Source organism: Pseudomonas sp. PARCl1 (assembly GCF_947311875.1).
Lineage (GTDB): Bacteria > Pseudomonadota > Gammaproteobacteria > Pseudomonadales > Pseudomonadaceae > Aquipseudomonas > Aquipseudomonas juntendi.
Map to the genome: position 1 here is coordinate 1 of NZ_CAMZMX010000056.1, position 24,742 is coordinate 24,742.

The following is a 24,742-nucleotide window of genomic DNA, read 5'->3' on the forward strand; positions in this document are numbered from 1 at the left end:
CGCCGTACAAACAAGGCGGCCGCGCGCGCCTGTCACAGGCGTTACTGGCCCGAAACAAACGTAGGAGCGAGCGCAGCTCGCGATTGCGCCGCGCGGGCGGCGCTCGATCTCACAGGCACTGCATATCTTGTGACAAACACCTATCAGCCCTGATGCGATCCCTGTGGGAGTTGGCTTGCCTGCGAATGGGCCGCGCAGCGGACCCGGCGATCTCAGCGTCGACCTGCCCAGCGCTGGCGCAACCACTCCAGGTCTTCCGGCCGGGTCACCTTGATGTTGTCGCTGCGCCCTTCGACCAGCCGCGGCGCCTGCCCGGACCATTCGATGGCAGAAGCTTCATCGGTTACGACGACATCCGAGACCAAACACTCGGCCAGCGCCCGGTGCAACGCCCCCAGGCGGAACATCTGCGGCGTGTAGGCCTGCCAGATGGTGCTGCGGTCAACGGTGGCGCTGACCCGGCCTTTGCCATCGGCACGTTTGAGCGTGTCGCGCGCCGGCACCGCCAGCAGGCCACCCACCGGGTCATCCGCCAACTCAGCCAGCAGCTTGTCCAGGTCGCTACGCGCCAGGTTGGGCCGCGCAGCATCGTGCACCAGCACCCAGTCGCTGTCCGCCGCCCCTTGGGCATGCAGCAGCAGCAAGGCATTGAGTACCGAATCGGCGCGCTCGCGCCCGCCCGCCGCGCGCTGGATACGCGGGTCGCTGGCACAGCCCAGGGCAGGCCAGTAAGGGTCGTGTTCGGCAATGCTGACCACCACGCCGTTAAGCGTCGGGTGGCCAAGAAAACAGTCGAGGCTGTGCTCGAGAAGGGTCTGCCCTGCCAGCTCCAGATACTGCTTGGGGCGGTCGGCAGCCATGCGGGCGCCTACGCCCGCCGCTGGAATCACGGCCCAGAAGGCCGGTAAGGTATCGATCATTTCTGTGGCAACTGGAAGAGGGTTTCACCCTCCTTGACCATCCCCAATTCATGGCGAGCCCGCTCTTCAACGGTCTCCATGCCTTTTTTCAGCTCCAGCACTTCAGCATCGAGCACGCGATTACGCTCCAGCAGGCGCTCGTTTTCGGCGTGCTGCTCAGCGATCTGCTGCTTCAGCTCGGTCACTTGCGCCAGGCTGCCATTGCCGACCCACAGACGATACTGCAGGCCACCCAGCAGCAGGAGCAGAATAAGGAACACCCAATAGGGACTGCGCATCACGTTATCCAGGTCAAAAAGGCTGCCGCGCATTTTACGGGAGCTCGAATAGCACGAAGCCTGGCCGAGGCCAGGCTTCGTTGACAGAAACCCGTTGGGAAGAAGGAAAGTTCAGTAAGAACGTTCCTACAACTCCGGCTGCTGCCTTTTTACCATCTCTTGCTTAGCCGCGAAACTCGGCACGACCACGGTAAACCGCTTTGGCGCCCAGTTGCTCTTCGATACGCAGCAGTTGGTTGTACTTGGATACGCGGTCGGAACGGCACAGCGAACCGGTCTTGATCTGGCCCGCAGCGGTACCTACGGCCAGGTCGGCAATGGTCGAGTCTTCGGTTTCACCGGAACGGTGCGAAATCACCGCGGTGTAGCCGGCAGCCTTGGCCATCTGGATGGCTTCGAGGGTTTCGGTCAGCGAGCCGATCTGGTTGAACTTGATCAGGATCGAGTTACCGATGCCCTTCTCGATGCCTTCCTTGAGGATCTTGGTGTTGGTCACGAACAGGTCGTCGCCAACCAGCTGAACCTTTTCACCGATCTTGTCAGTGAGGATTTTCCAGCCAGCCCAGTCCGACTCGTCCAGGCCATCTTCGATGGAGATGATCGGGAAGCGCTCGGTCAGGCCTTTGAGGTAGTCTGCGAAACCTTCGGCATCGAAGGACTTGCCTTCGCCGGACAGGCTGTACTTCCCGTCTTCGTAGAATTCGGAAGCGGCGCAGTCCAGTGCCAGGGTCACGTCGGTGCCCAGTTTATAGCCGGCTTTTTCGACGGCTTCGGCGATTGCACCCAAGGCATCTTCGTTGGAGGCCAGGTTAGGGGCGAAGCCACCTTCGTCACCCACGGCAGTGTTCAGGCCACGGGCCTTGAGCACAGCCTTGAGGTGGTGGAAGATTTCGGTGCCCATGCGCAGGCCGTCGGAGAAGGTCTTGGCGCCAACCGGCTGAACCATGAACTCCTGGATGTCGACGTTGTTGTCGGCGTGCTCGCCGCCGTTGATGATGTTCATCATCGGAACCGGCATGGAGTACTGGCCTGGGGTGCCGTTCAGGTTGGCGATGTGCGCGTACAGCGGCAGGTCCTGGTCCTGGGCAGCGGCCTTGGCGGCAGCCAGGGAAACAGCCAGGATGGCGTTGGCGCCCAGCTTGGCCTTGTTCTCGGTACCGTCCAGCTCGATCATGGCGCGGTCCAGGGCCTTCTGGTCAGCCGGGTCCTTGCCCAGCAGCAGGTCGCGGATAGGGCCGTTGATGTTGGCGACAGCCTTCAGCACGCCCTTGCCCAGGTAACGGCTCTTGTCGCCATCACGCAGCTCCAGCGCTTCGCGCGAGCCGGTGGAAGCACCGGACGGCGCGCAAGCGCTGCCGATGATGCCGTTGTCGAGCAGTACATCGGCTTCCACGGTGGGGTTGCCACGCGAGTCGAGAACTTCACGACCTTTGATGTCGACGATTTTTGCCATTGTTGTAAGCACTCCAGAATTGACGAAAACAACGCAGCTTTAGGGAATTCTTGCCTTTCACCAGGCAGGGACGCAGCAGGCAGGCCTGGCAAAAGCAACCCCTGACCGAGTGGTCAGGGGTAGATCGGGGCGTACTTTACCCGAGAAATGAGCCTCGCGCGGACTTAACCGTCGGAAAACTCACCAAAGACCCGAAAAAATCAGGCCTTGTTCTTCTGCGCCAGGGCCGCCTTGACGAAGCCGCTGAACAGCGGATGACCGTCACGCGGGGTGGAGGTGAACTCCGGGTGGAACTGGCAGGCAACGAACCATGGGTGGTCCTTGGACTCGACCACTTCGACCAGCGCGCCGTCTTCGGAACGGCCGGAAACCACCAGGCCGGCGTCAACCAGCTGTGGCAGCAGGTTGTTGTTGACCTCGTAACGGTGGCGGTGGCGCTCGGTGATCACGTCCTTGCCATAGCAATCGTGCACCTTGGAGCCGGCCGCCAGTTGGCAGTCCTGTGCACCCAGACGCATGGTGCCGCCCAGGTCGGAGGCCTCGTCACGGGTTTCGACCGCACCGGTGGCGTCGGCCCACTCGGTGATCAGGCCGACGACCGGGTGGCCGCTGTTGCGGTCGAACTCGGTGGAGTTGGCGTCTTTCCAGCCCATGACGTTACGGGCGAATTCGATCACCGCGACCTGCATGCCCAGGCAGATGCCCAGGTACGGCACCTTGTTCTCACGGGCATATTGAACCGCAGTGATCTTGCCTTCCACGCCGCGCAGGCCGAAACCGCCGGGGACCAGGATGGCATCGGCACCCTCGAGCAGGCTGGTGCCCTGGTTCTCGATGTCTTCCGAGTCGATGTAGCGCAGGTTGACCTTGGTACGGTTGGTGATACCGGCGTGGCTCATCGCTTCGATCAGCGACTTGTACGCATCCAGCAGTTCCATGTACTTGCCGACCATGGCGATGGTCACTTCGTGCTCAGGGTTGAGCTTGGCATCGACCACCTTGTCCCACTCGGACAGGTCGGCACCGTTGCATTGCAGGCCGAAGCGCTCGACGACGAAGTCGTCCAGGCCCTGTGCGTGCAGCACACCCGGGATCTTGTAGATGGTGTCGACGTCTTCCAGCGAAATCACCGCACGCTCTTCAACGTTGGTGAACAGCGCGATCTTGCGGCGCGAGGAAGCATCGACCGGGTGGTCGGAACGGCAGATCAGCACGTCTGGCTGCAGGCCGATGGAGCGCAGTTCCTTGACCGAGTGCTGGGTCGGCTTGGTCTTGGTTTCGCCAGCAGTGGCAATGTACGGGACCAGGGTCAGGTGCATCAGCATCGCGCGCTTGGAACCCACTTCGACGCGCAACTGGCGAATGGCCTCGAGGAATGGCTGCGACTCGATGTCGCCCACGGTACCGCCGATTTCCACCAGGGCCACGTCGGCGTCGCCAGCACCCTTGATGATGCGGCGCTTGATTTCGTCGGTGATGTGCGGAATGACCTGGATGGTCGCGCCCAGGTAATCACCACGGCGCTCCTTGCGCAGCACGTGCTCGTAGATACGGCCGGTGGTGAAGTTGTTGTTCTGGGTCATGGTGGTGCGGATGAACCGCTCGTAGTGGCCCAGGTCGAGGTCGGTCTCGGCGCCATCGTGGGTGACGAACACTTCACCATGCTGGAACGGGCTCATCGTGCCCGGGTCGACGTTGATGTACGGATCCAGCTTGAGCATGGTGACCTTCAGGCCCCGCGCTTCCAGGATGGCCGCCAGGGAAGCCGAGGCAATGCCTTTCCCCAATGAAGAAACAACACCGCCCGTGACGAATATGTAGCGCGTCATGAAAAACCCTAGAAGTCTGCGTTAAGGCGGCCAGCGCCGCCGGAGAAAGCGAAGGAAGGCCGAAGCCCCCGATCACCTGCGTCAATCACAGTGCATCTCGAACAACTGCCGCGTCTGTACAGACCAGGGGTATCCCCGGCATGGAGCTCGCTCGTCATTTCAGAATCAGCCCAGCAAAAAACTGCTTGGTAATCGGCAACTCCTGTGTTTTCGCGGAACCCACAGAAGCTGTATCAAGAAGGGAGGGTAGTCTACCCGAATGTACCCTTCAGCTCAAACCTTGCGCGTTCGTCGGTAACTGCCAGTGCAACTGCCAACCCGCCTGCCCCAGCCCGGGCAAATTGGCCACTGCCAGCAGGCGCTCGCCCTGGTACAGCAAGGGCAGGCGCGCACGCAGGAAATGCGGCACCTGCTGCTCGTTGAGCAGGCGTTTGAGGTCGCGCCGGCCGCGCCCGGGCACCTCCAGTATTTCGCCGCCCTCGCGGTAGCCAACCCGCAGCCCGCCCCCCCCCCCTGCGCCAACAAGCCGCACGTTACCGTTGCCCGGCAGTGGCAACGGCACACCTGGATCCGGCCAGGCCAGCTGACCGGCGGCTGGCTGCAGCCAGTCGCCACTCAGCCACCAGATGCGCCCTTGGCTACGCTGCAACTGCCCGTCGGTCAGCCGCCACACCGGCTGGGCATCGGCGGCGGCATCGCGCAGGTCTGCCCAACCCGCCCAATGGCGGGTATCGGGCAGCCGCGTGCGTTGGCTCAGCCAGTACTGCAAGGCGTTGCGCTGGCGCGCCGGCGACAGCGCCACCAGGCTAGCCAGGTCGAGGGAGGCCAGCCCCGGCCAGGCGGCAGGCGCCCCCTGCTGCGCGGTCACCAGATCGCCCTGGGCCAGTTCGTCGAGCAGGCCAAGCGCCTCGCCCAGATGCTCGGCGGCACGGGCGAAATTCTGGCCAACCTGTGGCCAGCGCTGCTGCAACTGCGGCATCACCTCCCGGCGCAGAAAGTTGCGGGCAAAACGGGTGTCAGCGTTGGAAGGGTCGTCGATCCAGGCGAGCCCGCGGGCCTGCGCATAGGCCTGCAACTGCTGCCGGGCACAGCCCAGCAACGGCCTGACCAGGCTGCCCTGCCCTAGCGGCCGCTGCCACGGCATGGCCGCCAGGCCACGCAAACCGGCACCGCGCAGCAAGCGCAACAGCAGGGTTTCAGCCTGGTCGTCACAGTGCTGGCCGGTGAACAGAATGTCGCCCGGACCGAGGGTTTGCTGGAAAGCCGCATAGCGGGCGTCGCGGGCCGCCTGTTCCAGGCTGGCGCCGGGGCTGACCTGAACGTGGATTACCTCAAGTGCGATGCCGAGGTTGGCGCAGACGGCCTTGCAATGGGCGGGCCAGGCGTCGGCGGCGGCTTGCAGGCCATGGTGGACATGAACCGCACGCAAGGGCGGCGCTGCGTGGCTGCGGGCGTAGTCGGCCAGCAGGTGCAGGAGGACGGTAGAGTCGAGGCCGCCGGAGAAGGCGATGTACCAGGTGGGGGCGTTGCGCCAGGGGGTGAGGTTGATCATGAAGGCCTCACATGGCTTGAGATCGTCGGGGGTGCTTTGCACCCCATTCGCCGGCAAGCCAGGTCCCACACCATGAGAGCGCGGGCCTGCCGGCGAATGGGGCGCAAAGCGGCCCCCGGATCACATCACGGAATCAGAGCCCGTAGCTCATCAGGCGCTCGTAACGACGGGCCAGCAGCGCGTCATTGTCGAACTTGCCGAGCATGTCCAGCTGCTGCACCAGGTCAGCGCGGATGCTTTCCGACATCGCAGCCGGGTCACGGTGAGCGCCGCCCAGCGGCTCCTGGATGACCTTGTCGACGATGTTCAGGCTCTTCAGACGCTCGGCGGTAATGCCCATGGCTTCGGCAGCATCGGCAGCCTTGTCGGCGGTCTTCCACAGGATCGAGGCGCAACCTTCTGGCGAGATCACCGAATAGGTGGAGTACTGCAGCATGTTCAGCTGGTCGCAGACACCAATGGCCAGTGCACCGCCCGACCCACCTTCACCGATCACGGTGGCGATGATCGGGGTTTTCAGGCGCGCCATCACCCGCAGGTTCCAGGCGATGGCTTCGCTCTGGTTGCGCTCTTCGGCGTCGATGCCCGGGTAGGCACCCGGGGTGTCGATGAAGGTCAGGATCGGCATCTTGAAGCGCTCGGCCATTTCCATCAGGCGGCAGGCCTTGCGGTAACCTTCAGGGCGCGGCATACCGAAGTTGCGGCGCACCTTTTCGCGTACTTCGCGGCCTTTCTGGTGGCCGATGACCATGACCGGCTTGCCATCCAGGCGCGCAGTGCCGCCGACGATGGCAGCGTCATCGGAGAAGTGGCGATCGCCGTGCAGCTCTTCGAACTCGGTGAAGATGTGTTCCAGGTAGTCCAGGGTGTAGGGACGACGTGGGTGACGCGCCAGGCGTGCAATCTGCCAGCTGGTCAGGTTGCCGAAGATGCTTTCGGTCAGGGTGTTGCTCTTGTCTTGCAGACGGGCAATTTCATCGCTGATGTTCAGCGAATTGTCGTTACCCACCAGGCGCAGGCCTTCGATCTTGGCTTGCAGGTCGGCAATCGGCTGTTCGAAATCGAGAAAATTCGGGTTCATAGTCATCCGTCTTGGGTCTACGGCCAGGCGGCCGGCCGGTTGATCCGTTTGGCGCCATACCTTAAGGGATCAGGCGCATTCAGGTCGAGATTAAATTTTTGTCGGTTCAACGATATTGCAGGAAGACGTTCTCACGTCCGAACTGGTCACGCAGTGCCTGAATCAGCCCATCGGCAGGGTCGATCGCCCACTGCTCGCCAAACTGCAACATGGCCTTGGCGTCACTGCCGGTGTACTCCAGCGTGATCGGGCAGGCACCGCGGTGGCGGGTGATCAGTTCGCCCAGCCATTTCAGCCGGTCGCCCTTCAAGGCTTCGTGCGCCACCTTCAGGCGCAGGCTTTCGGCCAGCTTGGTGCGCGCGTCTTCCATGGTCATGACCTGCTTGACCCGCAGGCGCAAGCCACCGGAGAAGTCGTCATTGCTGACCTCCCCTTCGACCACCACCATGGCGTCGGCCTGCAGCAACGACTGCGCCGCGATATAGGCGTCGGCGAACAGCGAGGCCTCGATCCGCCCGGAGCGGTCATCCAGGGTGACGAAGCCCATCTTGTCACCCTTCTTGTTCTTCATCACCCGCAGCGCAATGATCATGCCGGCGATGGTCTGGGTTTCACGCGACGGTTTGAGGTCGATGATGCGCTGGCGGGCGAAGCGGCGAATCTCGGTTTCGTACTCGTCGATCGGGTGGCCGGTCAGGTACAGCCCCAAGGTGTCCTTTTCGCCTTTCAGGCGTTCCTTCAGGGTCAGCTCGCGCACCTTGCGGTGGTTGGCGTAAACATCGACATCCGCCGCGTCGAACATGCCCCCGAACAAGTCGACATGGCCACTGTCCGCGGTATGCGCGGCCTGCTCGGCGGCCTTGATGGCCTCACCCAGTGCCGAAAGCAAGGTCGCCCGGTTAATGTCGATGTGGGCATGGTAGGCCTTGATTTCGTCATGGAAATGCGGGCCCAACCGGTCCAGCGCGCCACTGCGCACCAGCGCATCGAGGGTGCGCTTGTTGACCCGTTTGAGGTCGATGCGCTCACAGAAGTCGAACAGGTCCTTGAACGGCCCGCCCTGGGCACGGGCTTCGACGATGGCCTCTACCGGGCCTTCGCCGACGCCCTTGATGGCGCCCAGGCCGTAGACGATACGGCCGTCGTCGTTCACGGTGAACTTGAAATCGGAGAAGTTCACGTCCGGCGCATCCAGGCGCAGCTTCATGCTGCGCACCTCCTCCACCAGCACCACGACCTTGTCGGTGTTGTGCATGTCCGCCGACAGCACCGCCGCCATGAACGGTGCCGGGTAGTGGGTTTTCAGCCAGGCGGTCTGGTACGACACCAGGCCGTAGGCCGCGGAGTGGGATTTGTTGAAGCCGTAACCGGCGAACTTCTCTACCAGGTCGAAGATGTTGCCTGCCAGGTCCGCATCGATGTTGTTGGCCACGCAGCCTTCGATGAAACCACCGCGCTGCTTGGCCATTTCCTCGGGCTTTTTCTTGCCCATGGCCCGGCGCAGCATGTCGGCGCCACCGAGGGTGTAGCCGGCCATCACCTGGGCAATCTGCATCACCTGCTCCTGGTACAGGATGATGCCGTAGGTGGGGGCCAGCACTGGCTTGAGGCCTTCGTACTGGTAGTCGGAGTGCGGGTAGGCCAGCTCGGCACGGCCGTGCTTGCGGTTGATGAAGTCGTCCACCATGCCCGACTGCAGCGGGCCGGGGCGGAACAGTGCCACCAGTGCGATGAGGTCTTCCAGGCAGTCGGGCTTGAGCTTCTTGATCAGCTCCTTCATGCCACGCGATTCAAGCTGGAATACCGCCGTGGTTTCGGCCTTCTGCAACAGCTCGTAGGTTTTGCGGTCGTCCAGCGGGATGAAGTCGATATTCACGTCGGGCAGGTTTTTCTTGGCCTGCTCGCGGTTGATGATCTCCATGGCCCACTTGATGATGGTCAGGGTACGCAGGCCGAGGAAGTCGAACTTCACCAGCCCCGCCGCCTCGACGTCATCCTTGTCGAACTGGGTTACCAGGCCGCCGCCTTCTTCGTCACAGGCGATCGGTGAGAAGTCGGTGAGCTTGGTCGGGGCGATCACCACGCCACCAGCGTGCTTGCCGGTACCCCGGGTCACACCTTCGAGCTTCAGCGCCATGTCCCAGATTTCGCGGGCGTCCTCGTCACCCTTGAGGAAGTCACGCAGGATCTCTTCCTGCTCGTAGGCCTTCTCCAGGGTCATGCCCACTTCGAACGGAATCATCTTCGACAGGCGGTCGGCCAGGCCGTAGGACTTGCCCTGAACCCGTGCCACGTCACGCACCACCGCCTTGGCAGCCATGGTGCCGAAGGTGATGATCTGGCTGACCGCGTTGCGGCCATAAGCCTCGGCCACATAGTCGATCACCCGGTCACGGCCATCCATGCAGAAGTCGACGTCGAAGTCGGGCATGGAAATACGTTCAGGGTTGAGGAAGCGCTCGAACAGCAGGTCATAGGCCAGCGGGTCGAGGTCGGTGATCTTCAGCACATAGGCCACCAGCGAACCTGCGCCCGAACCACGGCCAGGGCCTACCGGCACGTCGTTGTTCTTGGCCCACTTGATGAAGTCCATCACGATCAGGAAGTAACCGGGGAAGCCCATCTGGATGATGATGTCCAGTTCGAACTTCAGCCGGTCAAGGTAAACCTGGCGCTTCTCTTCGTAATTGGGCGTGGTCTCCTTCGGCCACAGGACCGCCAGGCGCTCTTCCAGGCCCTCGTGGGACACGTGCCGCAGGTAGTCGTCGATGCCCATGCCGTTGGGCGTGGGGAAGTCGGGCAGGAAGTACTTGCCCAACTGCACCTGGATGTTGCAACGCTTGGCGATTTCGACGGTGTTGGCGATGGCATCGGGCAGGTCGCTGAACAGCTCGGCCATTTCCTCGGACGACTTGAGGTACTGCTGGTCGCTGTAGCAACGCGGCCGGCGGGGGTCGTCGAGGGTCCAGCCTTCACCGATGCAAACCCGGGTTTCATGGGCGTCGAAATCGGACTGCTTGATGAAACGCACGTCGTTGGTGGCCACCAGCGGCGCGCCGAGCCTGTCGGCCAGGGCCACGGCAGCATGCACATATTCCTCGTCGCGGGCGCGGTTGGTGCGCTGCACTTCTACGTAGAAGCGCTCGGGGAACATGCCCATCCAGTCTTGCAGCAGGGCCTGGGCTTCGTCGTCACGGCCGGCCAGCAGGGCCATGCCGATGTCACCTTCCTTGCCGGCCGACAAGGCGATCAGGCCTTCGCTGGCCGGCGCGATCCATTCACGCTGCAGGATCACCAGGCCGTTGCGCTGGCCGTCGGTCCAGCCGCGCGAGATCAGCTCGGTGAGGTTGCGATAGCCCTTGGGGTTCATGGCCAGCAGGCAGATGCGCGACAGCGGCGCTTCCGGGTCGGCGCCGGCCAGCCACAGGTCTGCACCACAGATCGGTTTGATGCCGGCGCCCATGGCCGTCTTGTAGAACTTCACCAGCGCGCACATGTTGCTCTGGTCGGTGATGGCCACTGCTGGCATGTTCATCCCGGCCAGCGCCTTGGCCAGCGGCTTGATCCGCACCAGGCCGTCAACCAGCGAGAATTCAGAGTGGACGCGCAGGTGAACGAAGGGAACCGACATGGGAGATCCTGTAGCAGTGCTGAACGACAAGGGCGGGATTGTAGCTTAATTGCGCGGGGGTTTTGGGGCTGCGTGTAGGAGCGGGTTTACCCGCGAACCAGGCGACGCGGTGCACGGCACCGGCTGTGCCGGTGTTCGCGGCTAAAGCGCCTGCAAGGGCCCCGGATAACGGCCCATTGGTCAGACCAGCGAACCGATGACGCCCTCACGCGCGTCCCAGGCGGCCCGCACCGGTGCGAACGAACGCCGATGAATGGGCGTAGGCCCAAGCCGGGCCAAGGCCTCCAGATGTACCGGCGTGGGGTAGCCCTTGTGCCCGCCGATACCGTAACCGGGGTAGATCAGCTCGAACGCGCTCATTTCACGGTCACGGCTGACCTTGGCCAGAATCGAGGCTGCCGCAATCGCCGGGACCTGGCTATCGCCCTTGACCACCGGCGCTGCCGGCACGGCCAGTTTCGGGCAGCGGTTGCCGTCGATCAGCGCAAGCTTCGGTGTAACGTGCAGGCCTTCGACCGCGCGCTGCATGGCCAGCATGGTGGCCTGCAGGATATTGAGCCGGTCGATTTCCTCGACCTCGGCACGGGCGATGCAAAAGCTCAGGGCCTTTTCGCAAATCTCGTCGAAAAGAGCCTCGCGCTTGGCTTGCGTGAGTTTTTTCGAATCGTTCAGGCCGAGAATCGGCCGGGTTGGGTCGAGGATCACCGCTGCCGTTACCACCGCACCGCACAGCGGGCCACGGCCCACTTCGTCAACGCCGGCGACCAGGTCTTCGACCAGGTTGAAGTCCAGTCCAAATTGCATGTCAGCGGTCCTTGAGCAGGGCCAGCACCGCCTCGGCCGCCTGATTGGAGGCGTCGCGGCGCAGGGTGCGGTGAATTTCGTCGAAACGTTCGGTCTGCCGGCTCCCATCGCGCAACAACGGTACCAGGGTATTGGCCAACGCCTCGCTGGTGGCAGCGTCCTGCAGCAGTTCAGGTACCAGCTCACGCTGCGCCAACAGGTTTGGCAACGACACGTAGGGGCTTTTCACCAGCCGCTTGAGAATCCAGTAGGTCAGCGGCGCCAGGCGGTAAGCCACCACCATCGGCCGCTTGTACAGCAAGGCTTCGAGGGTGGCGGTACCCGAAGCGATCAACACCGCATCGCAGGCGGCCAGGGCCTGGTGCGACTGGCCATCGAGCAGCATCAGCGGCAACTGCCGCCCTTCGAGCATCTGCTCGACCTGAGCGCGCCGCGCTGCATTGGCACACGGCAGTACGAAGCGCACGCCCGGTACGTGGTGGCACAGGCGCTCGGCAGCATCGAGGAACAACGCCCCCAGGCGGCCAACCTCGCCGCCGCGGCTGCCCGGCATCAGGGCCACCACCGGGCCCTCGCCCAGGCCCAGTGTGGCACGCGCAGCTGCGCGGTCGGCCTGCAGCGGGATGGTGTCGGCCAGCGGGTGGCCGACAAAGCGCACCGGCACGCCCTGCTCTTCATAGAACCGCGCCTCGAACGGCAGCAGGGTCAGCATCAGGTCGCAGCCTTCGCGGATCTTCAGCACCCGCTTCTGCCGCCAGGCCCAGACCGACGGGCTGACATAGTGCACAGTCTTGATCCCGGCCTGCCGCAGTTTCAGCTCGATGTTGAGGGTAAAGTCAGGCGCATCGATACCGATGAACACATCCGGCTTTTCATCGATCAGGGTCTGGATCAGCAGTTTGCGCCGCTTGAGCAGCTCGCGCAGGCGCCCCAGCACCTCCACCAGGCCCATGACCGCCAGGCGTTCCATCGGGAAATAGGATTGCAGGCCTTCGGCTTCCATCAAAGGGCCGCCCACCCCGATAAAGCGTATGTCGGGGTGGCGCTCCCTGAGGGCACGCATCAGGCCTGAACCCAGAATATCGCCGCTGGCCTCACCGGCCACCAGCGCTACGCAAAGCCGGGCCATGTCAGCGGGTGATGCCGCGAGCGGAGTTCACGATCGACTGGCGGAACAGCTCGACCTCAGGGTGCAGCGCAGCAGGCTCGGCCAGCTCCTTGAGTGCGTCTTCGACGGTAAGGCCCTGACGATAGACAATCTTGTAGCAGCGGCGCAGCACGTGGATCACTTCGGCACTGAAACCGCGCCGGCGCATGCCCTCGAAGTTCATGCTACGGGCTTCGGCCGGGCTACCGAACACGGTCACGAAGGCCGGCACGTCCTTGCCGATCGCCGTACCCATGCCGGAAAACGCGTGGGCACCGATATGGCAGTACTGGTGCACCAGGGTGTAGCCGGACAGGATCGCCCAGTCGCCCACATGCACATGCCCGGCAAGGGCCGTGTTGTTGACCAGAATGCAGTGGTTACCGATGACGCTGTCGTGGCCGATGTGGGCATAGGCCATGATCAGGTTGTGGTCACCCAGGGTGGTTTCGGCACGGTCCTGAATGGTCCCACGGTGAATGGTCACCCCTTCGCGGATCACGTTGTGGTCGCCAATCACCAGGCGCGTCGGCTCACCCTTGTACTTGAGGTCCGGGGTGTCTTCGCCAATCGACGAAAACTGGAAGATACGGTTGTGCTTGCCGATGCGGGTCGGCCCCTTCAACACAACATGCGGGCCGATAACGGTGCCCTCCCCGACCTCGACATCGGGGCCCACGATCGACCAAGGGCCCACCTCGACACCGTCGGCGAGCTTGGCCGAGGGATCGATGATGGCCCGAGGATCAATCGAATTCATAGGGAGCGTTCCGCGCAGGTGATTTCTGCCGAGCACACCGGCTTGCCGTCGACCAGGGCGCGGCATTCGAACTTCCAGATCATGCTCTTGCGGCTGAGGAACTTGGCTTCCAGTACCAACTGGTCACCCGGCAGCACCGGCTGGCGGAAACGCAGCTTGTCGGAGCCGACGAAGTAATACAGGGTGCCATCGGCAGGCTTGGCATCGAGCATCTTGAAACCCAGGATACCGGCCGCCTGGGCCATGGCTTCGATGATCAGGACGCCCGGCATGATCGGGTGCGCCGGGAAGTGGCCATTGAAGAACGGCTCGTTGATGCTGACATTCTTGTAGGCACGAATGCTCTGGGCCTCGTAGTCCAGCTCCGTCACGCGGTCCACCAGCAGGAACGGGTAACGGTGAGGCAGGTATTCGCGAATCTCGTTGATGTCCATCATTTCGGGGGGGAAGCCTGTAATAAGAATAGGGAGCGCAGGTGCTGACCGCACGCTCCTTTTGCAATCCAAAGAGGAGCCAGCTAGCGACTGTTCACTCTTGCTCAGGGAATGGTATCAGCCTTCTGATGCCGGCTGGCCACCTGAGGTCACGGTATCGACGCGTTTTTCCAGCTGCTGGAGGCGCTTGGCCATATCGTCCAGGTGGCGGATACGCGCGGCGCTCTTGCGCCAGTCAGCCAATGGCTGCATGGCCGTACCGGAAGAATAGGAGCCCGGCTCGGTGATCGAGCGGGTAACCATGGTCATTCCGGAAATGAATACGTTATCGCAAACATCAATGTGCCCCACCAGCCCCACGCCACCCGCCAGCATGCAGTGCTTGCCAATGCGCGTGCTGCCGGAAATACCGACACACGCAGCCATGGCGGTGTGGTCGCCGATCTGCACGTTGTGGGCGATCTGGATCTGGTTATCCAGCTTGACCCCATCGCCGATGCGCGTGTCCGACAGCGCGCCACGGTCGACCGCCGTGTTGACGCCGATTTCCACATCATCGCCGATGGTAACGCCGCCAATCTGGGCGATCTTGCGCCAGATGCCCTTCTCGTTGGCGAAGCCAAAGCCCTCGCCGCCGATCACCGCACCCGACTGAATGACCACGCGCTTGCCGATGGTGACGTCGTGATACAACGTGACCCTCGGTGCCAGCCAGCCGCCTTCACCCACCACGCAACGGGCACCAATGAAGCAATGTGCACCAATGCTCACGTTGGCGCCGATACGGGCGCCACTTTCGATGACCGCGAACGGCCCGATGCTGGCGCTGGCATCTACCTGGGCATCCTCGGCCACCACGGCGCTGGGATGGATTCCCGCCACAGCCTTGGGTTTCGGATCGAACAGGTGGGAAATGCGCGCATAAGCCAGGTACGGGTCGGCCACGACCAGGGCATTGCCGGCAAAGCTTTCGGCGTCCGCGGCCTTGAGCAGCACCGCGCCGGCCTGGCAGTTATCCAGGTACTTGCGGTACTGCGGGTTGGCCAGGAAGGTCAACTGCCCGGGGCCAGCCTCTTGCAAGGTGGCCAGCCCGGTAATCTGCAGCGCCTCGGGCCCCTTCAGGGTGGCACCGAGGGCCTCGGCCAGCTGGCCTAGCGTCATGGTCACACTCATATCAACGGGCTTGGTTCATGCGCTCGATGACCTGGCGGGTGATGTCGTACTGAGGTTTGACATCGATGACCGCGCCACGCTCGAGAACCAGGTCGTAACCGCCTTTCTTGATCACTTCCTCGACAGCGCCATCCAGCTTCGGCTTCAGCTGCTTGAGCATGTCACGGTCGGCAACGGCCTTGGCTTCGTTCAGCTCCTTGGACTGGAACTGGAAGTCGCGGGCTTTTTGCTTGAACTCGAGCTCCAGGCGCTCACGCTCCTGCTGCTGCATCTTGTCGCCGCCCTTGATCAGGCGGTCCTGGATACCCTTGGCGCTGCTTTCCAGGCTTTTCAGCTTGGTCAGTTGCGGGCCGAATTTCTTCTCGGCATCCACCGCGTACTTCTTGGCGGCGTCCGATTCCAGCAGGGCCATCTGATAGTTCAGCACGGCAACCTTCATTTCGGCGAAAGCCGGGGTGGCGACCAGCGCCGCGGCCACTACGGCCAGTTGAGCCAATTTACGCACGATGCACTCCTGGATAAACCGTTGTCGTTAAGCAAGGGCCGACCTTAGAAGGTCTGGCCCAGAGAGAATTGGAACACCTGGGTATCGGCATCGTCCGGCTTCTTGACCGGCATTGCCAGGCTGAAGCTCAGCGGGCCCAGTGCAGTAATCCAGGTCACGCCCAGGCCGACCGAACTGGCCATGCCCGAGAAACCGACCTTCTCGCAATCAGGCTTCTTGCCGCAGTTGGTGTCGAACACGTTACCCACATCCCAGAACACGGAGGTGCGCAGCGAACGCTGGTCCTTGACGAACGGCAGCGGGAACAGGAGCTCGACGCCACCTTGTACCAGCACGTTGCCACCAAATGGCAGCGGGTCCTGATCCGGGTCCACCGCAGTACCATTCTTGCCGGTACTCGGGGTGCTGCGTGGCCCCAGGCTGCTGTCTTTGAAGCCGCGGACGGAGTTGAAGCCACCCGCGAAGTAGTTCTCGTAGAACGGCAGGCCGGAGGTGCTGCCATAACCATCACCATAGCCCAGCTCGGTGTGCAGGCGCAGGGTGTAGTCATTGTTGATCGGCTGGAACAGCTGGCCACGGTAGTCGAGCTTGTAGAACGACAGGTCGCTGCCTGGAATGGTCGATTCCAGGGTCAGGCTTTGCGAGTGACCGCGGGTCGCCAGCACACCTTTGTTCAAGGTCGACTCGGACCAGCCGATCGACGCCTTGAAGTTGAGGAAGTTGTCGCCTTCCTGATTGAGGAAGTCGAAGATCTCGTCGACGGTGTACTTGCCGGTCTTGATCTTGTCCTGCTGCACGCTCAGGCCGTAGGTCAGGCGCGAAGTTTCGCTGATCGGGTAGCCCAGGCTCACACCTGCACCGAGGCTGTCCACCGCATAGCTGGCCACGTCGACATCGAGGTCATCGTAGTTGGTGCTGCGGTAGAAGGCGTTGTAGCCCAGGCTCACGCCGTCGGCAGTGAAGTAGGGGTCCACGAAGCCAAAGTTGTAGCGGGTCTGGTATTCCGACCGGGTCAAGCCGATGGACACCTTGTTACCGGTGCCGAGGAAGTTGCTCTGGCTGATCGAACCACCCAGGATCAGGCCCGCGCTCTGGGCGAAACCGACGCTGGCGGTGATCGAACCGGAGGCTTGCTCCTCCACGCTGTAGTTGACGTCGACCTGGTCATCGGTGCCGGGCACCGGTGGGGTCTCGACGTTGACTTCCTTGAAGAAGCCCAGGCGCTCGAGGCGGGTCTTGGACTGGTCGATCAGGTAGGTCGACGCCCACCCGCCTTCCATCTGGCGCATTTCGCGACGCAGCACTTCGTCTTCGGTCTTGGTGTTACCGCGGTAGTTGATGCGGTTGACGTAGGCACGCTTGCCCGGGTCGACCACGAACATGATGTCTACCGTGTGGTCCTGTTCGTTCGGCTGTGGCACGCCGTTGACGTTGGCGAAGGTGTAGCCCTCGTTGCCCAGGCGGCGGGTGATCAGCTCGGACGTGGTGGTCATCACCTTGCGCGAGAATACCTGGCCAGGCTGCACCAGCAGCAGCGACTTGACCTGGTCTTCCGGCACCTTGAGGTCACCGGACAGCTTCACGTCGCGAACGGTGTACTTCTCGCCTTCGTTGATGTTGACGGTGATGTAGACGTGCTTCTTGTCTGGCGTGATCGACACCTGGGTCGAGGCGATGTCCATGTTGATGTAGCCGCGGTCCAGGTAGTAGGAACGCAGGCGCTCAAGGTCACCGGACAGCTTTTCGCGGGCGTACTTGTCGTCGTTCTTGAAGAACGACAGCCAGTTGGTGGTTTTCAGCTCGAACAACTGGCCCAGGGTATCGTCGTCGAACACGTTGTTGCCGACGATGTTGATGTGCTGGATGGCCGCGACCGTGCCTTCGTTGATCTTGATCTTCAGTGCCACGCGGTTGCGCGGCTGCGGCACCACCTCGGCGTCGACCTCGGCCGAGTAGCGGCCCTGGGCCACGTACTGGCGCTGCAGTTCGTTACGCACGCCTTCAAGGGTGGCACGCTGGAAGATCTCGCCTTCGGCCAGGCCGGATTGCTTCAGGCCTTTCATCAGGTCATCGGTGCTGATCGCCTTGTTGCCTTCGATCTCGATGCTCGACACCGACGGGCGCTCGACCACGTTGATGATCAGCACATTGCCATCGCGGTTCAACTGGATGTCCTGGAAGAACCCGGTCTTGAACAGGGAACGGGTCGAGTCCACCAGGCGGCGGTCATCAGCCTGGTCACCGACGTTCAGCGGCAAGGCACCGAACACGCTGCCGGCGGAAACCCGCTGCAGGCCGTTGACGCGAATATCGGAGATGGTGAAGGACTCGGCGTGAACTTCAGCGATCATCAGTGCGGACATGACCGCAGTTAGCAGCAGACGTTTCATGAAGTCCTTTTATTCCAACTGGCAATAAACAACCCGCCGTGAAAGAACGGCGGGTTCGCAATTGAGCGAAGCTTTATAGTCGACCCAGATCGTTGATCAGGGCGAGCAACATCACCCCTATGACCAAACTGATACCGATCTGGACCCCCCAACCTTGCACCCGATCCGACAGCGGACGACCGCGCGCCCACTCGACCAGATAAAACAGCAAATGCCCCCCATCGAGTACCGGGATGGGCAGCAGGTTAAGAACCCCCAGGCTTATGCTCAGGTAGGCGAGGAAATTCAGGAAATCCCCGATGCCGGACTGGGCTGAAGCGCCCGCCACTTTAGCAATGGTTATCGGTCCACTCAAGTTTTTTACCGAGAGCTCCCCGAACAGCATTTTCTTCAGCGATTCGAGGGTAAGGACACTCATGTTCCAGGTGCGTGACAAGCCCTCGCCCACCGCCTCCAGCGGGCCATAGCTGACTTCGCGAAGCATGCTGGCAGGCCATTCGCCACCTTTGACCCCGGCACCCAGGTACCCGGCAACGGCCTTGCCCTCGCCCTTGTGGGCCAGGACCACCGGCACGTCGAGGGCAGCACCGTCGCGCTCCACGCGGACCTCCACCTTGGCATCCGGCCGGGCACGTACACTGTCGACCACCTGCTGCCATTCGGTCACGGCAACGCCGTCGACCGCCAGCAGCTTGTCACCGCTCTTGAGGCCCGCAGCGGCAGCCGGCCCTTTCGGGTCGATCTCGGCCAGCACCGGCGCAATTGCCGGGCGCCATGGGTGCAGCCCAAGGGACTGGATCGGGTCTGGCTCATCGGCGCCCTTCAACCAGCTGTCCAGCTTGACCTGCAACTGGCGCTCGGCACTGGCGCCATCGTCGCGCACGCCAACCTGCAAGGTGCCGCTCTCGCCCAGGCGCCGCACCAGCTGCAGGTTGACCGCCGCCCAACCGCTGGTCGGCTTGCCGTCCACAGAGACGATTTCCTGACCTGCGGCCAGCCCGGCCGACGCCGCCAGGCTGCCGGCATCGACGCTACCAATGACCGGGCGAACCTGTTGGGTACCCAGCATCGCCAGCAGCCAGAAGAACAAGATTGCCAGCAGGAAATTGGCAATCGGGCCGGCCGCGACAATGGCGATACGCTGGCCTACCGGTTTGCGGTTGAACGACTGGCCGAGCAACGCCGGCGGCACATCACCTTCGCGCTCGTCGAGCATCTTCACGTAACCGCCCAGCGGGATCGCCGCCACGACGAACTCGGTGCCATGGCGGTCATGCCAGCGCAGCAACGGCGTGCCGAAGCCCACCGAAAAACGCAGCACCTTCACGCCACAGCGGCGCGCGACCCAGAAGTGGCCGAATTCATGAAAGGTCACCAGCACCCCCAGGGCCACGAGGGTGCCGATAATCATGTAGAGCGCTGTCATGTCCATCTCCGAATGATATTCAGCGGGGCGGGGCAATACCCTGCCCCCCACGCACCGTAGCGAGCCTGCATCAGCGGCCGTGGCGGCGCAGCCACTCCCGGGAAAGCTCCCGGGCCCGCTGGTCGGCGGCGAATACCGCGTCCAGGGAAGGCAGGGGCACCACAGGTTCCTGCTCGAGTACCTGTTCGATCATACCCGCGATCTCCGGGAAGCGAATACGCCGCTCGAGAAATGCTTGCACCGCCACTTCGTTGGCGGCATTGAGCACGGCAGGGGCACTGTTGCCGGCTTCGGCAGCCTGCCGCGCGAGGCGCAGGCAAGGGAAGCGTTGTTCGTCGGGCGCCTGGAAATCCAGACGGGCGACCGCGAACAGGTCCAGCGGCGCCACCCCGGAGTCGATCCGTTCGGGCCAGGCCAGGGCGTTGGCGATCGGGGTGCGCATGTCCGGGTTGCCCAGCTGGGCAAGGACCGAGCCATCCACGTAGTCGACCAGCGAGTGGATCACGCTCTGCGGGTGCACCACCACTTCGACCTTGGCCGGCGCAGCATCGAACAGCCAACAGGCTTCGATCAGTTCCAGCCCTTTATTCATCATGCTGGCCGAATCCACGGAGATCTTGCGCCCCATCGACCAGTTCGGGTGCGCACAGGCTTGCTCCGGGGTCACCCCCATCAGCGCTTCGACGGGCGTTTCACGGAACGGGCCACCGGAAGCCGTCAGCAGGATCCGCCGCACCCCCACCGCACTCAGGCCACGGGCATAGTCGCCAGGCATGCACTGGAAGATAGCGTTGTGCTCGCTGTCGATTGGCAGCAGCACGGCGCCATGGCGCCGCACGGCGTCCATGAACAGGGCCCCCGACATCACCAGCGCTTCCTTGTTGGCCAGCAGGACCTTCTTGCCCGCCTCGACAGCCGCCAAGGTGGGCCGCAAGCCGGCAGCCCCGACGATGGCCGCCATCACGGCGTCCACTTCGCTTGCCGACGCCACCTGGCACAGCCCGGCGTCGCCTTCGAGCACCTCGGTTGCACAACCGGCCGCCGCCAGACCTGCACGCAACCGCATGGCCGCTTCACTGCTCGGCACCACGGCGAACGCCGGGCGGTGGCGCACGCACAGGGCCAGCAGTTCGTCCACACGCGAATAGCCACTGAGGGCGAACGCCTGGTAGCGATCAGGGTGCCGGGCAATCACGTCCAGAGTGCTCAGGCCGATGGAGCCGGTGGCACCGAGCACGGTGATACGTTGCGGGCGAGTCACATGACACCCCATTCGGCAGCCCACAACAACACGGCAAAGATCGGGATCGCTGCCGTCAGGCTGTCGATGCGGTCGAGCACACCGCCGTGGCCGGGGAGCAGGTTGCTGCTGTCCTTGATGCCGGAGCGGCGCTTGAACATGCTCTCGGTCAGGTCACCGACCACCGAGGCCATCACCAGCAGCGCAGCACCCAGCAGGCCGAGCAGCACTTGGCCGACGCCCCAGTCGCGGCTTATGCCCACACCGAGGGTGATCAGCAAGCTGACCGCCAGCCCGCCATACACGCCTTCCCAGCTTTTGCCGGGGCTGACCTGCGGGGCCAGCTTGCGCTTGCCGAATGCACGGCCAGAGAAGTACGCGCCGATATCGGCAGCCCACACCAGCACCATGACCGAGAGAATCAGCCAGTTGCCCAGCGGCCAGTGCTTGAGCAGCACCAACCCCTGCCAGGCGGGCAGCAATACCAGCAGGCCGATCAGCAGCCGGCAGGCAGCACTGGCCCACAACTCGCTGCTGCGTGGATAGGCCAGCACCAGCCAGGTCGCCAACCCCCACCAGATCACTGCGGCGCCGAGCACCCAGGGGGCCAGCTCCGGCAGGATGTACAGCAGCATCAGCGCCCCGGCCACCACCAGGGCGTAGGCAATGCGCAGCGGCTGGGCCATCAGGCCGGCCAGGCGCGCCCATTCCCAGGCACCGAGGGTCACTACGAAGCCGATGAACAGGGCAAAATCCCCACCGTTGAGCAGGAAGAAACCACCCAGCGCAATCGGCAGCAGGATCAGCGCGGTAATGATGCGTTGTTTAAGCATTAAGCACGAGCTCCAGCCTCGACCTGCTCGCTGGTCTTACCAAAGCGGCGCTGGCGCGAAGCGAAATCGGCCAGGGCTTTACGCATGGCCTCGTGTTTGAAGTCCGGCCAGTACAGGTCGGAGAAATACAGCTCGGCATATGCCAGCTGCCACAGCAGGAAATTGCTGATGCGATGCTCGCCACCGGTGCGGATACACAGGTCCGGCAACGGCAGTTCACCGGTTGCCAGGCACGTCTGCAGCAGGCCAGGGGTGATGTCGTCCGGACGCAGGTGCCCGGCTTGCACTTCCCGCGCCAGCCGTTGCGCGGCCTGGGCAATGTCCCACTGGCCGCCGTAGTTGGCAGCGATTTGCAGGATGAAGCGGTTGTTGCCGGCGGTCAGCGCCTCGGCCTCGCGCATGGCAGCCTGCAACTCCGGGTGGAACCGCGAGCGGTCACCGATGATGCGCAGGCTGATATTGTTTTCGTTGAGGCGCTTGGCCTCACGGCGCAGGGCCGAGAAGAACAGTTCCATCAGCGCACCGACTTCTTCGGCCGGGCGCTGCCAGTTTTCACTGGAGAAGGCGAACAGGGTCAGCACCTCGACCCCTGACTGGGCACAGACTTCGATGACCGCGCGAACGGCGTCGACACCCGCCTTGTGCCCGGCAACGCCGGGCAGCAGGCGTTTTTTTGCCCAGCGGTTGTTGCCGTCCATGATGATCGCGACATGACGCGGCACCGAGGACGGCACCGCTGGCTTGGTCTTTTCCATTAAAAAACCCCGGCCTCAGACGGCCATCAGGTCCTTTTCCTTGGCCTTGAAGGCAGCATCGACCTCGGCAACGAACTTGTCGGTCAGCTTCTGGATGTCATCAGCGGCGCGACGCTCTTCGTCTTCACTGATTTCCTTGTCCTTGGTCAGCTTCTTCAGGTCGGCCAGGGCGTCGCGGCGCACGTTGCGCACGGCTACCTTGGCGTCTTCGGCAACAGCGCTGGCCTGCTTGGTATAGCCCTTGCGGGTTTCCTCGGTCAGGGCCGGCATGGGCACGCGAATGGTGGTACCGGCGCTGGACGGGTTCAGGCCCAGGTCAGAGGTGAGGATGGCTTTTTCGATAGCCGCGCTGAGGTTCTTGTCGTGGGCGACGATCTTCAGCGTGCGGGCATCTTCGACGGTGATTGCAGCCACCTGGTTCAGCGGCATCTCGCTGCCCCAGGCAGTGACCCTGACGGTATCCAGGATGCTTGGGTGAGCGCGACCCGTACGGATGGCCGCCAGGTTGCGAGCCAGGGCCTCGAGAGACTTGGTCATGCGCTCCTGCGCGTCTTTCTTGATATCGTTGATCATTTCTGGACTTCCTCGATCAGAGTTCCTTCCGCGCCGCCATGCACGATGTTCAGCAGGGCGCCGGGCTTGTTCATGTTGAAGACGCGCAGCGGCATCTTGTGGTCGCGGCACAGGCAGATTGCCGTGAGATCCATTACCCCCAGCTTGCGATCCAGCACTTCATCGTAGGTCAGATGATCGAACTTCTCGGCATGCGGGTCCTTGAATGGATCTGCAGTGTATACACCATCGACCTTGGTTGCCTTCAATACCACGTCGGCATCGATTTCGATGGCGCGCAGGCAAGCGGCAGAGTCGGTGGTGAAGAACGGGTTGCCAGTACCGGCGGCGAAAATCACGACTTCCTTGGCGTTGAGGTGACGCATGGCTTTGCGACGGTCGTAATGATCGGTGACACCCACCATGGAGATCGCCGACATGACGATGGCAGTGATGTTCGCCCGCTCCAGCGCGTCGCGCATGGCCAGGGCATTCATCACGGTGGCCAGCATCCCCATGTGGTCGCCGGTAACACGGTCCATGCCGGCTGCACTGAGCGCCGCGCCACGGAACAGGTTGCCACCACCGATCACCAGGCCTACCTGAACACCGATGCCGACCAGTTGGCCGACTTCCAGCGCCATGCGATCCAGGACCTTGGGGTCGATCCCGAACTCTTCCGAGCCCATCAGGGCCTCGCCGCTAAGTTTGAGTAGAATGCGTTTATAGCGAGCCTGATGACCACTGCCCTGCTGAGCCATTGCGAATCTCTCCTGCGGCGTTTGTAAAATTCTTGCGGGCTGCTTGAGCCTGCTTGTAACTGTAACGTGACGCAACGATTGCGTCCGCGAGCAGCGGTTTCTGTAAACCGTTCCCGCTTTGACAAAGAGGCTGCGCGCGTGAGCGGGCAGCCTCTTTGGGGCGACAGACGGGGCTGTCTTACTGCTTGGCAGCAGCTACCTGAGCGGCAACTTCAGCAGCGAAGTCGTCGACTGGCTTCTCGATGCCCTCGCCTACTTTGAAGTAGGTGAAGGAAACGATTTCAGCACCGGCTTTCTTGGCCAGCTCGCCAACTTTGACTTCCGGGTTCATGACGAAAGCCTGCTCTTTCAGCGAGGCTTCAGCCTTGAACTTGGTGATACGGCCGTTGATCATGTTCTCAACGATGTTCTCTGGCTTGCCGGCGATCTTGTCAGCGTTCAGTTGCAGGAACACGCCCTTCTCACGCTCGATGGCCTCGGCGGAGATTTCCGACGAATCCAGGAACTCAGGGTTCGACGCAGCCACGTGCATGGCGATGTTCTTGGCCAGCTCGACGTCGCCGCCGTTCAGGACAACAACGGCACCGATCTTGTTGCCGTGCAGGTAGGCACCGACAACGTCACCCTCAACGCGCACCAGGCGGCGGATGTTGACGTTCTCGCCGCACTTGGCGACCAGGGCTTCACGAGCAGCTTCACGCGAAGCGATCAGCGGCGCAGCGTCGGTCAGCTTCTGGGCGAAGGCTTCTTCGAGGCTTTCAGCAACGAAGTTCTTGAAGTCGTCTTGCAGGGCCAGGAAGTCGGTCTGCGAGTTCACTTCCAGCAGAACGGCGGATTTACCGTCGGTCTTGACCGCGATAGCGCCTTCAGCAGCGACGTTGCCAGCCTTTTTGGCGGCCTTGATGGCGCCCGAGGCACGCATGTCGTCAATGGCTTTTTCGATGTCGCCGCCGGCCTTTTCCAGGGCCTTTTTGCAATCCATCATGCCTTCGCCGGTACGCTCGCGCAGTTCTTTGACCAGCGCTGCAGTAATTGCTGCCATTTCAAAATCCTCTTGGAAAGTTTTTCAACCATTCCACCCGTTGGTCACGGGCGTTAAATTCTGCAAATCCGCTGCTTGTGTTCCAGCAGGCCCATGATGCGGGGCCGATGCTGACAGCAGGATTTCAAGGTGGCAAAAAGGGGGCAGAGCCCCCTTTTCGCGTGCCAAGTAGACGC

At 62.7% G+C, this 24,742-nt stretch carries 21 protein-coding genes; all 21 read right to left on the reverse strand.

Features of this window, described 5'->3' with window-relative positions; translation table 11 throughout:
- Positions 1–212: 212 nt before the first annotated feature.
- Entirely contained in the window at positions 213–920 is a 708-nt protein-coding gene (gene ispD, locus QME24_RS22175; protein WP_009686931.1) for a 2-C-methyl-D-erythritol 4-phosphate cytidylyltransferase, read from the reverse strand.
- Entirely contained in the window at positions 917–1,198 is a 282-nt protein-coding gene (gene ftsB / locus QME24_RS22180) for a cell division protein FtsB (protein ID WP_009686932.1), read from the reverse strand. The genes ispD and ftsB overlap by 4 nt, the downstream gene beginning before the upstream one ends.
- A 163-nt stretch (positions 1,199–1,361) precedes the next feature.
- Positions 1,362–2,651, reverse strand: coding sequence for a phosphopyruvate hydratase (gene eno / locus QME24_RS22185; protein ID WP_029886974.1), 1,290 nt, complete (start codon positions 2,649–2,651; stop codon positions 1,362–1,364).
- Between the two features lie 200 nt (positions 2,652–2,851).
- Entirely contained in the window at positions 2,852–4,480 is a 1,629-nt protein-coding gene (locus QME24_RS22190) for a CTP synthase (RefSeq protein ID WP_012270851.1), read from the reverse strand.
- Between the two features lie 268 nt (positions 4,481–4,748).
- Positions 4,749–6,032, reverse strand: a complete 1,284-nt coding sequence (gene tilS, locus QME24_RS22195) for a tRNA lysidine(34) synthetase TilS (RefSeq protein WP_281691055.1) — start codon at positions 6,030–6,032, stop codon at positions 4,749–4,751.
- A 133-nt stretch (positions 6,033–6,165) separates the two neighbouring features.
- Positions 6,166–7,113, reverse strand: coding sequence for an acetyl-CoA carboxylase carboxyltransferase subunit alpha (locus QME24_RS22200; RefSeq protein ID WP_009686937.1), 948 nt, complete (start codon positions 7,111–7,113; stop codon positions 6,166–6,168).
- Between the two features lie 106 nt (positions 7,114–7,219).
- The gene (dnaE, locus tag QME24_RS22205; protein ID WP_281691056.1) at positions 7,220–10,744 is read right to left on the reverse strand and encodes a DNA polymerase III subunit alpha; all 3,525 of its coding nucleotides are present in this window, start codon (positions 10,742–10,744) and stop codon (positions 7,220–7,222) included.
- Positions 10,745–10,924: 180 nt separating this feature from the next.
- A complete protein-coding gene (rnhB, locus tag QME24_RS22210; protein WP_029886977.1) occupies positions 10,925–11,548 on the reverse strand; it encodes a ribonuclease HII in 624 nt (207 codons plus the stop codon).
- A 1-nt stretch (position 11,549) separates the two neighbouring features.
- The gene (gene lpxB, locus QME24_RS22215) at positions 11,550–12,677 is read right to left on the reverse strand and encodes a lipid-A-disaccharide synthase (RefSeq protein ID WP_154211804.1); all 1,128 of its coding nucleotides are present in this window, start codon (positions 12,675–12,677) and stop codon (positions 11,550–11,552) included.
- A gap of 1 nt (position 12,678) precedes the next feature.
- Positions 12,679–13,455: an acyl-ACP--UDP-N-acetylglucosamine O-acyltransferase gene (lpxA, locus tag QME24_RS22220; protein WP_009686941.1), complete on the reverse strand. Its 777-nt coding sequence runs from the start codon at positions 13,453–13,455 to the stop codon at positions 12,679–12,681.
- Positions 13,452–13,892 carry a 3-hydroxyacyl-ACP dehydratase FabZ gene (gene fabZ, locus QME24_RS22225; RefSeq protein WP_004375427.1) on the reverse strand — a complete coding sequence of 147 codons (441 nt, stop codon included), beginning with the start codon at positions 13,890–13,892 and terminating at the stop codon, positions 13,452–13,454. Before fabZ ends, lpxA begins: the two co-directional genes overlap by 4 nt.
- 114 nt (positions 13,893–14,006) lie before the next feature.
- Positions 14,007–15,062 carry a UDP-3-O-(3-hydroxymyristoyl)glucosamine N-acyltransferase gene (lpxD, locus tag QME24_RS22230; protein ID WP_029886979.1) on the reverse strand — a complete coding sequence of 352 codons (1,056 nt, stop codon included), beginning with the start codon at positions 15,060–15,062 and terminating at the stop codon, positions 14,007–14,009.
- A gap of 1 nt (position 15,063) precedes the next feature.
- Entirely contained in the window at positions 15,064–15,567 is a 504-nt protein-coding gene (locus tag QME24_RS22235; protein ID WP_003252311.1) for an OmpH family outer membrane protein, read from the reverse strand.
- Between the two features lie 44 nt (positions 15,568–15,611).
- Positions 15,612–17,957: an outer membrane protein assembly factor BamA gene (gene bamA, locus QME24_RS22240; RefSeq protein ID WP_029886980.1), complete on the reverse strand. Its 2,346-nt coding sequence runs from the start codon at positions 17,955–17,957 to the stop codon at positions 15,612–15,614.
- A 73-nt stretch (positions 17,958–18,030) separates the two neighbouring features.
- Complete coding sequence (gene rseP, locus QME24_RS22245; RefSeq protein WP_154211803.1) at positions 18,031–19,383, reverse strand: RIP metalloprotease RseP; 1,353 nt, start codon at positions 19,381–19,383, stop codon at positions 18,031–18,033.
- 70 nt (positions 19,384–19,453) lie between these two features.
- Complete coding sequence (gene ispC / locus QME24_RS22250; protein ID WP_029886982.1) at positions 19,454–20,644, reverse strand: 1-deoxy-D-xylulose-5-phosphate reductoisomerase; 1,191 nt, start codon at positions 20,642–20,644, stop codon at positions 19,454–19,456.
- Entirely contained in the window at positions 20,641–21,456 is an 816-nt protein-coding gene (locus QME24_RS22255) for a phosphatidate cytidylyltransferase (protein ID WP_281691057.1), read from the reverse strand. The genes ispC and QME24_RS22255 overlap by 4 nt, the downstream gene beginning before the upstream one ends.
- Positions 21,456–22,211 carry a polyprenyl diphosphate synthase gene (gene uppS / locus QME24_RS22260; protein WP_009686947.1) on the reverse strand — a complete coding sequence of 252 codons (756 nt, stop codon included), beginning with the start codon at positions 22,209–22,211 and terminating at the stop codon, positions 21,456–21,458. The genes QME24_RS22255 and uppS overlap by 1 nt, the downstream gene beginning before the upstream one ends.
- Before the next feature lie 15 nt (positions 22,212–22,226).
- Positions 22,227–22,784, reverse strand: coding sequence for a ribosome recycling factor (gene frr / locus QME24_RS22265; protein WP_029886984.1), 558 nt, complete (start codon positions 22,782–22,784; stop codon positions 22,227–22,229).
- Entirely contained in the window at positions 22,781–23,524 is a 744-nt protein-coding gene (gene pyrH, locus QME24_RS22270) for a UMP kinase (protein WP_009686950.1), read from the reverse strand. Before pyrH ends, frr begins: the two co-directional genes overlap by 4 nt.
- A 178-nt stretch (positions 23,525–23,702) precedes the next feature.
- The gene (gene tsf, locus QME24_RS22275; protein WP_009686951.1) at positions 23,703–24,566 is read right to left on the reverse strand and encodes a translation elongation factor Ts; all 864 of its coding nucleotides are present in this window, start codon (positions 24,564–24,566) and stop codon (positions 23,703–23,705) included.
- Positions 24,567–24,742: the final 176 nt, after the last annotated feature.

What these genes read in the sequence shown, in the direction of transcription:
- rnhB (WP_029886977.1), bottom strand. Translation starts at nt 11,548, where the DNA reads ATGCAATTTGGACTGGACTTCAACCTGGTCGAAGACCTGGTCGCCGGC.
- QME24_RS22190 (WP_012270851.1), bottom strand. Translation starts at nt 4,480, where the DNA reads ATGACGCGCTACATATTCGTCACGGGCGGTGTTGTTTCTTCATTGGGG.
- frr (WP_029886984.1), bottom strand. Translation starts at nt 22,784, where the DNA reads ATGATCAACGATATCAAGAAAGACGCGCAGGAGCGCATGACCAAGTCT.
- tilS (WP_281691055.1), bottom strand. Translation starts at nt 6,032, where the DNA reads ATGATCAACCTCACCCCCTGGCGCAACGCCCCCACCTGGTACATCGCC.
- fabZ (WP_004375427.1), bottom strand. Translation starts at nt 13,892, where the DNA reads ATGATGGACATCAACGAGATTCGCGAATACCTGCCTCACCGTTACCCG.
- lpxA (WP_009686941.1), bottom strand. Translation starts at nt 13,455, where the DNA reads ATGAATTCGATTGATCCTCGGGCCATCATCGATCCCTCGGCCAAGCTC.
- pyrH (WP_009686950.1), bottom strand. Translation starts at nt 23,524, where the DNA reads ATGGCTCAGCAGGGCAGTGGTCATCAGGCTCGCTATAAACGCATTCTA.
- lpxB (WP_154211804.1), bottom strand. Translation starts at nt 12,677, where the DNA reads ATGGCCCGGCTTTGCGTAGCGCTGGTGGCCGGTGAGGCCAGCGGCGAT.
- dnaE (WP_281691056.1), bottom strand. Translation starts at nt 10,744, where the DNA reads ATGTCGGTTCCCTTCGTTCACCTGCGCGTCCACTCTGAATTCTCGCTG.
- QME24_RS22255 (WP_281691057.1), bottom strand. Translation starts at nt 21,456, where the DNA reads ATGCTTAAACAACGCATCATTACCGCGCTGATCCTGCTGCCGATTGCG.
- QME24_RS22200 (WP_009686937.1), bottom strand. Translation starts at nt 7,113, where the DNA reads ATGAACCCGAATTTTCTCGATTTCGAACAGCCGATTGCCGACCTGCAA.
- uppS (WP_009686947.1), bottom strand. Translation starts at nt 22,211, where the DNA reads ATGGAAAAGACCAAGCCAGCGGTGCCGTCCTCGGTGCCGCGTCATGTC.
- lpxD (WP_029886979.1), bottom strand. Translation starts at nt 15,062, where the DNA reads ATGAGTGTGACCATGACGCTAGGCCAGCTGGCCGAGGCCCTCGGTGCC.
- rseP (WP_154211803.1), bottom strand. Translation starts at nt 19,383, where the DNA reads ATGACAGCGCTCTACATGATTATCGGCACCCTCGTGGCCCTGGGGGTG.
- bamA (WP_029886980.1), bottom strand. Translation starts at nt 17,957, where the DNA reads ATGAAACGTCTGCTGCTAACTGCGGTCATGTCCGCACTGATGATCGCT.
- ispD (WP_009686931.1), bottom strand. Translation starts at nt 920, where the DNA reads ATGATCGATACCTTACCGGCCTTCTGGGCCGTGATTCCAGCGGCGGGC.
- ftsB (WP_009686932.1), bottom strand. Translation starts at nt 1,198, where the DNA reads ATGCGCAGTCCCTATTGGGTGTTCCTTATTCTGCTCCTGCTGCTGGGT.
- tsf (WP_009686951.1), bottom strand. Translation starts at nt 24,566, where the DNA reads ATGGCAGCAATTACTGCAGCGCTGGTCAAAGAACTGCGCGAGCGTACC.
- eno (WP_029886974.1), bottom strand. Translation starts at nt 2,651, where the DNA reads ATGGCAAAAATCGTCGACATCAAAGGTCGTGAAGTTCTCGACTCGCGT.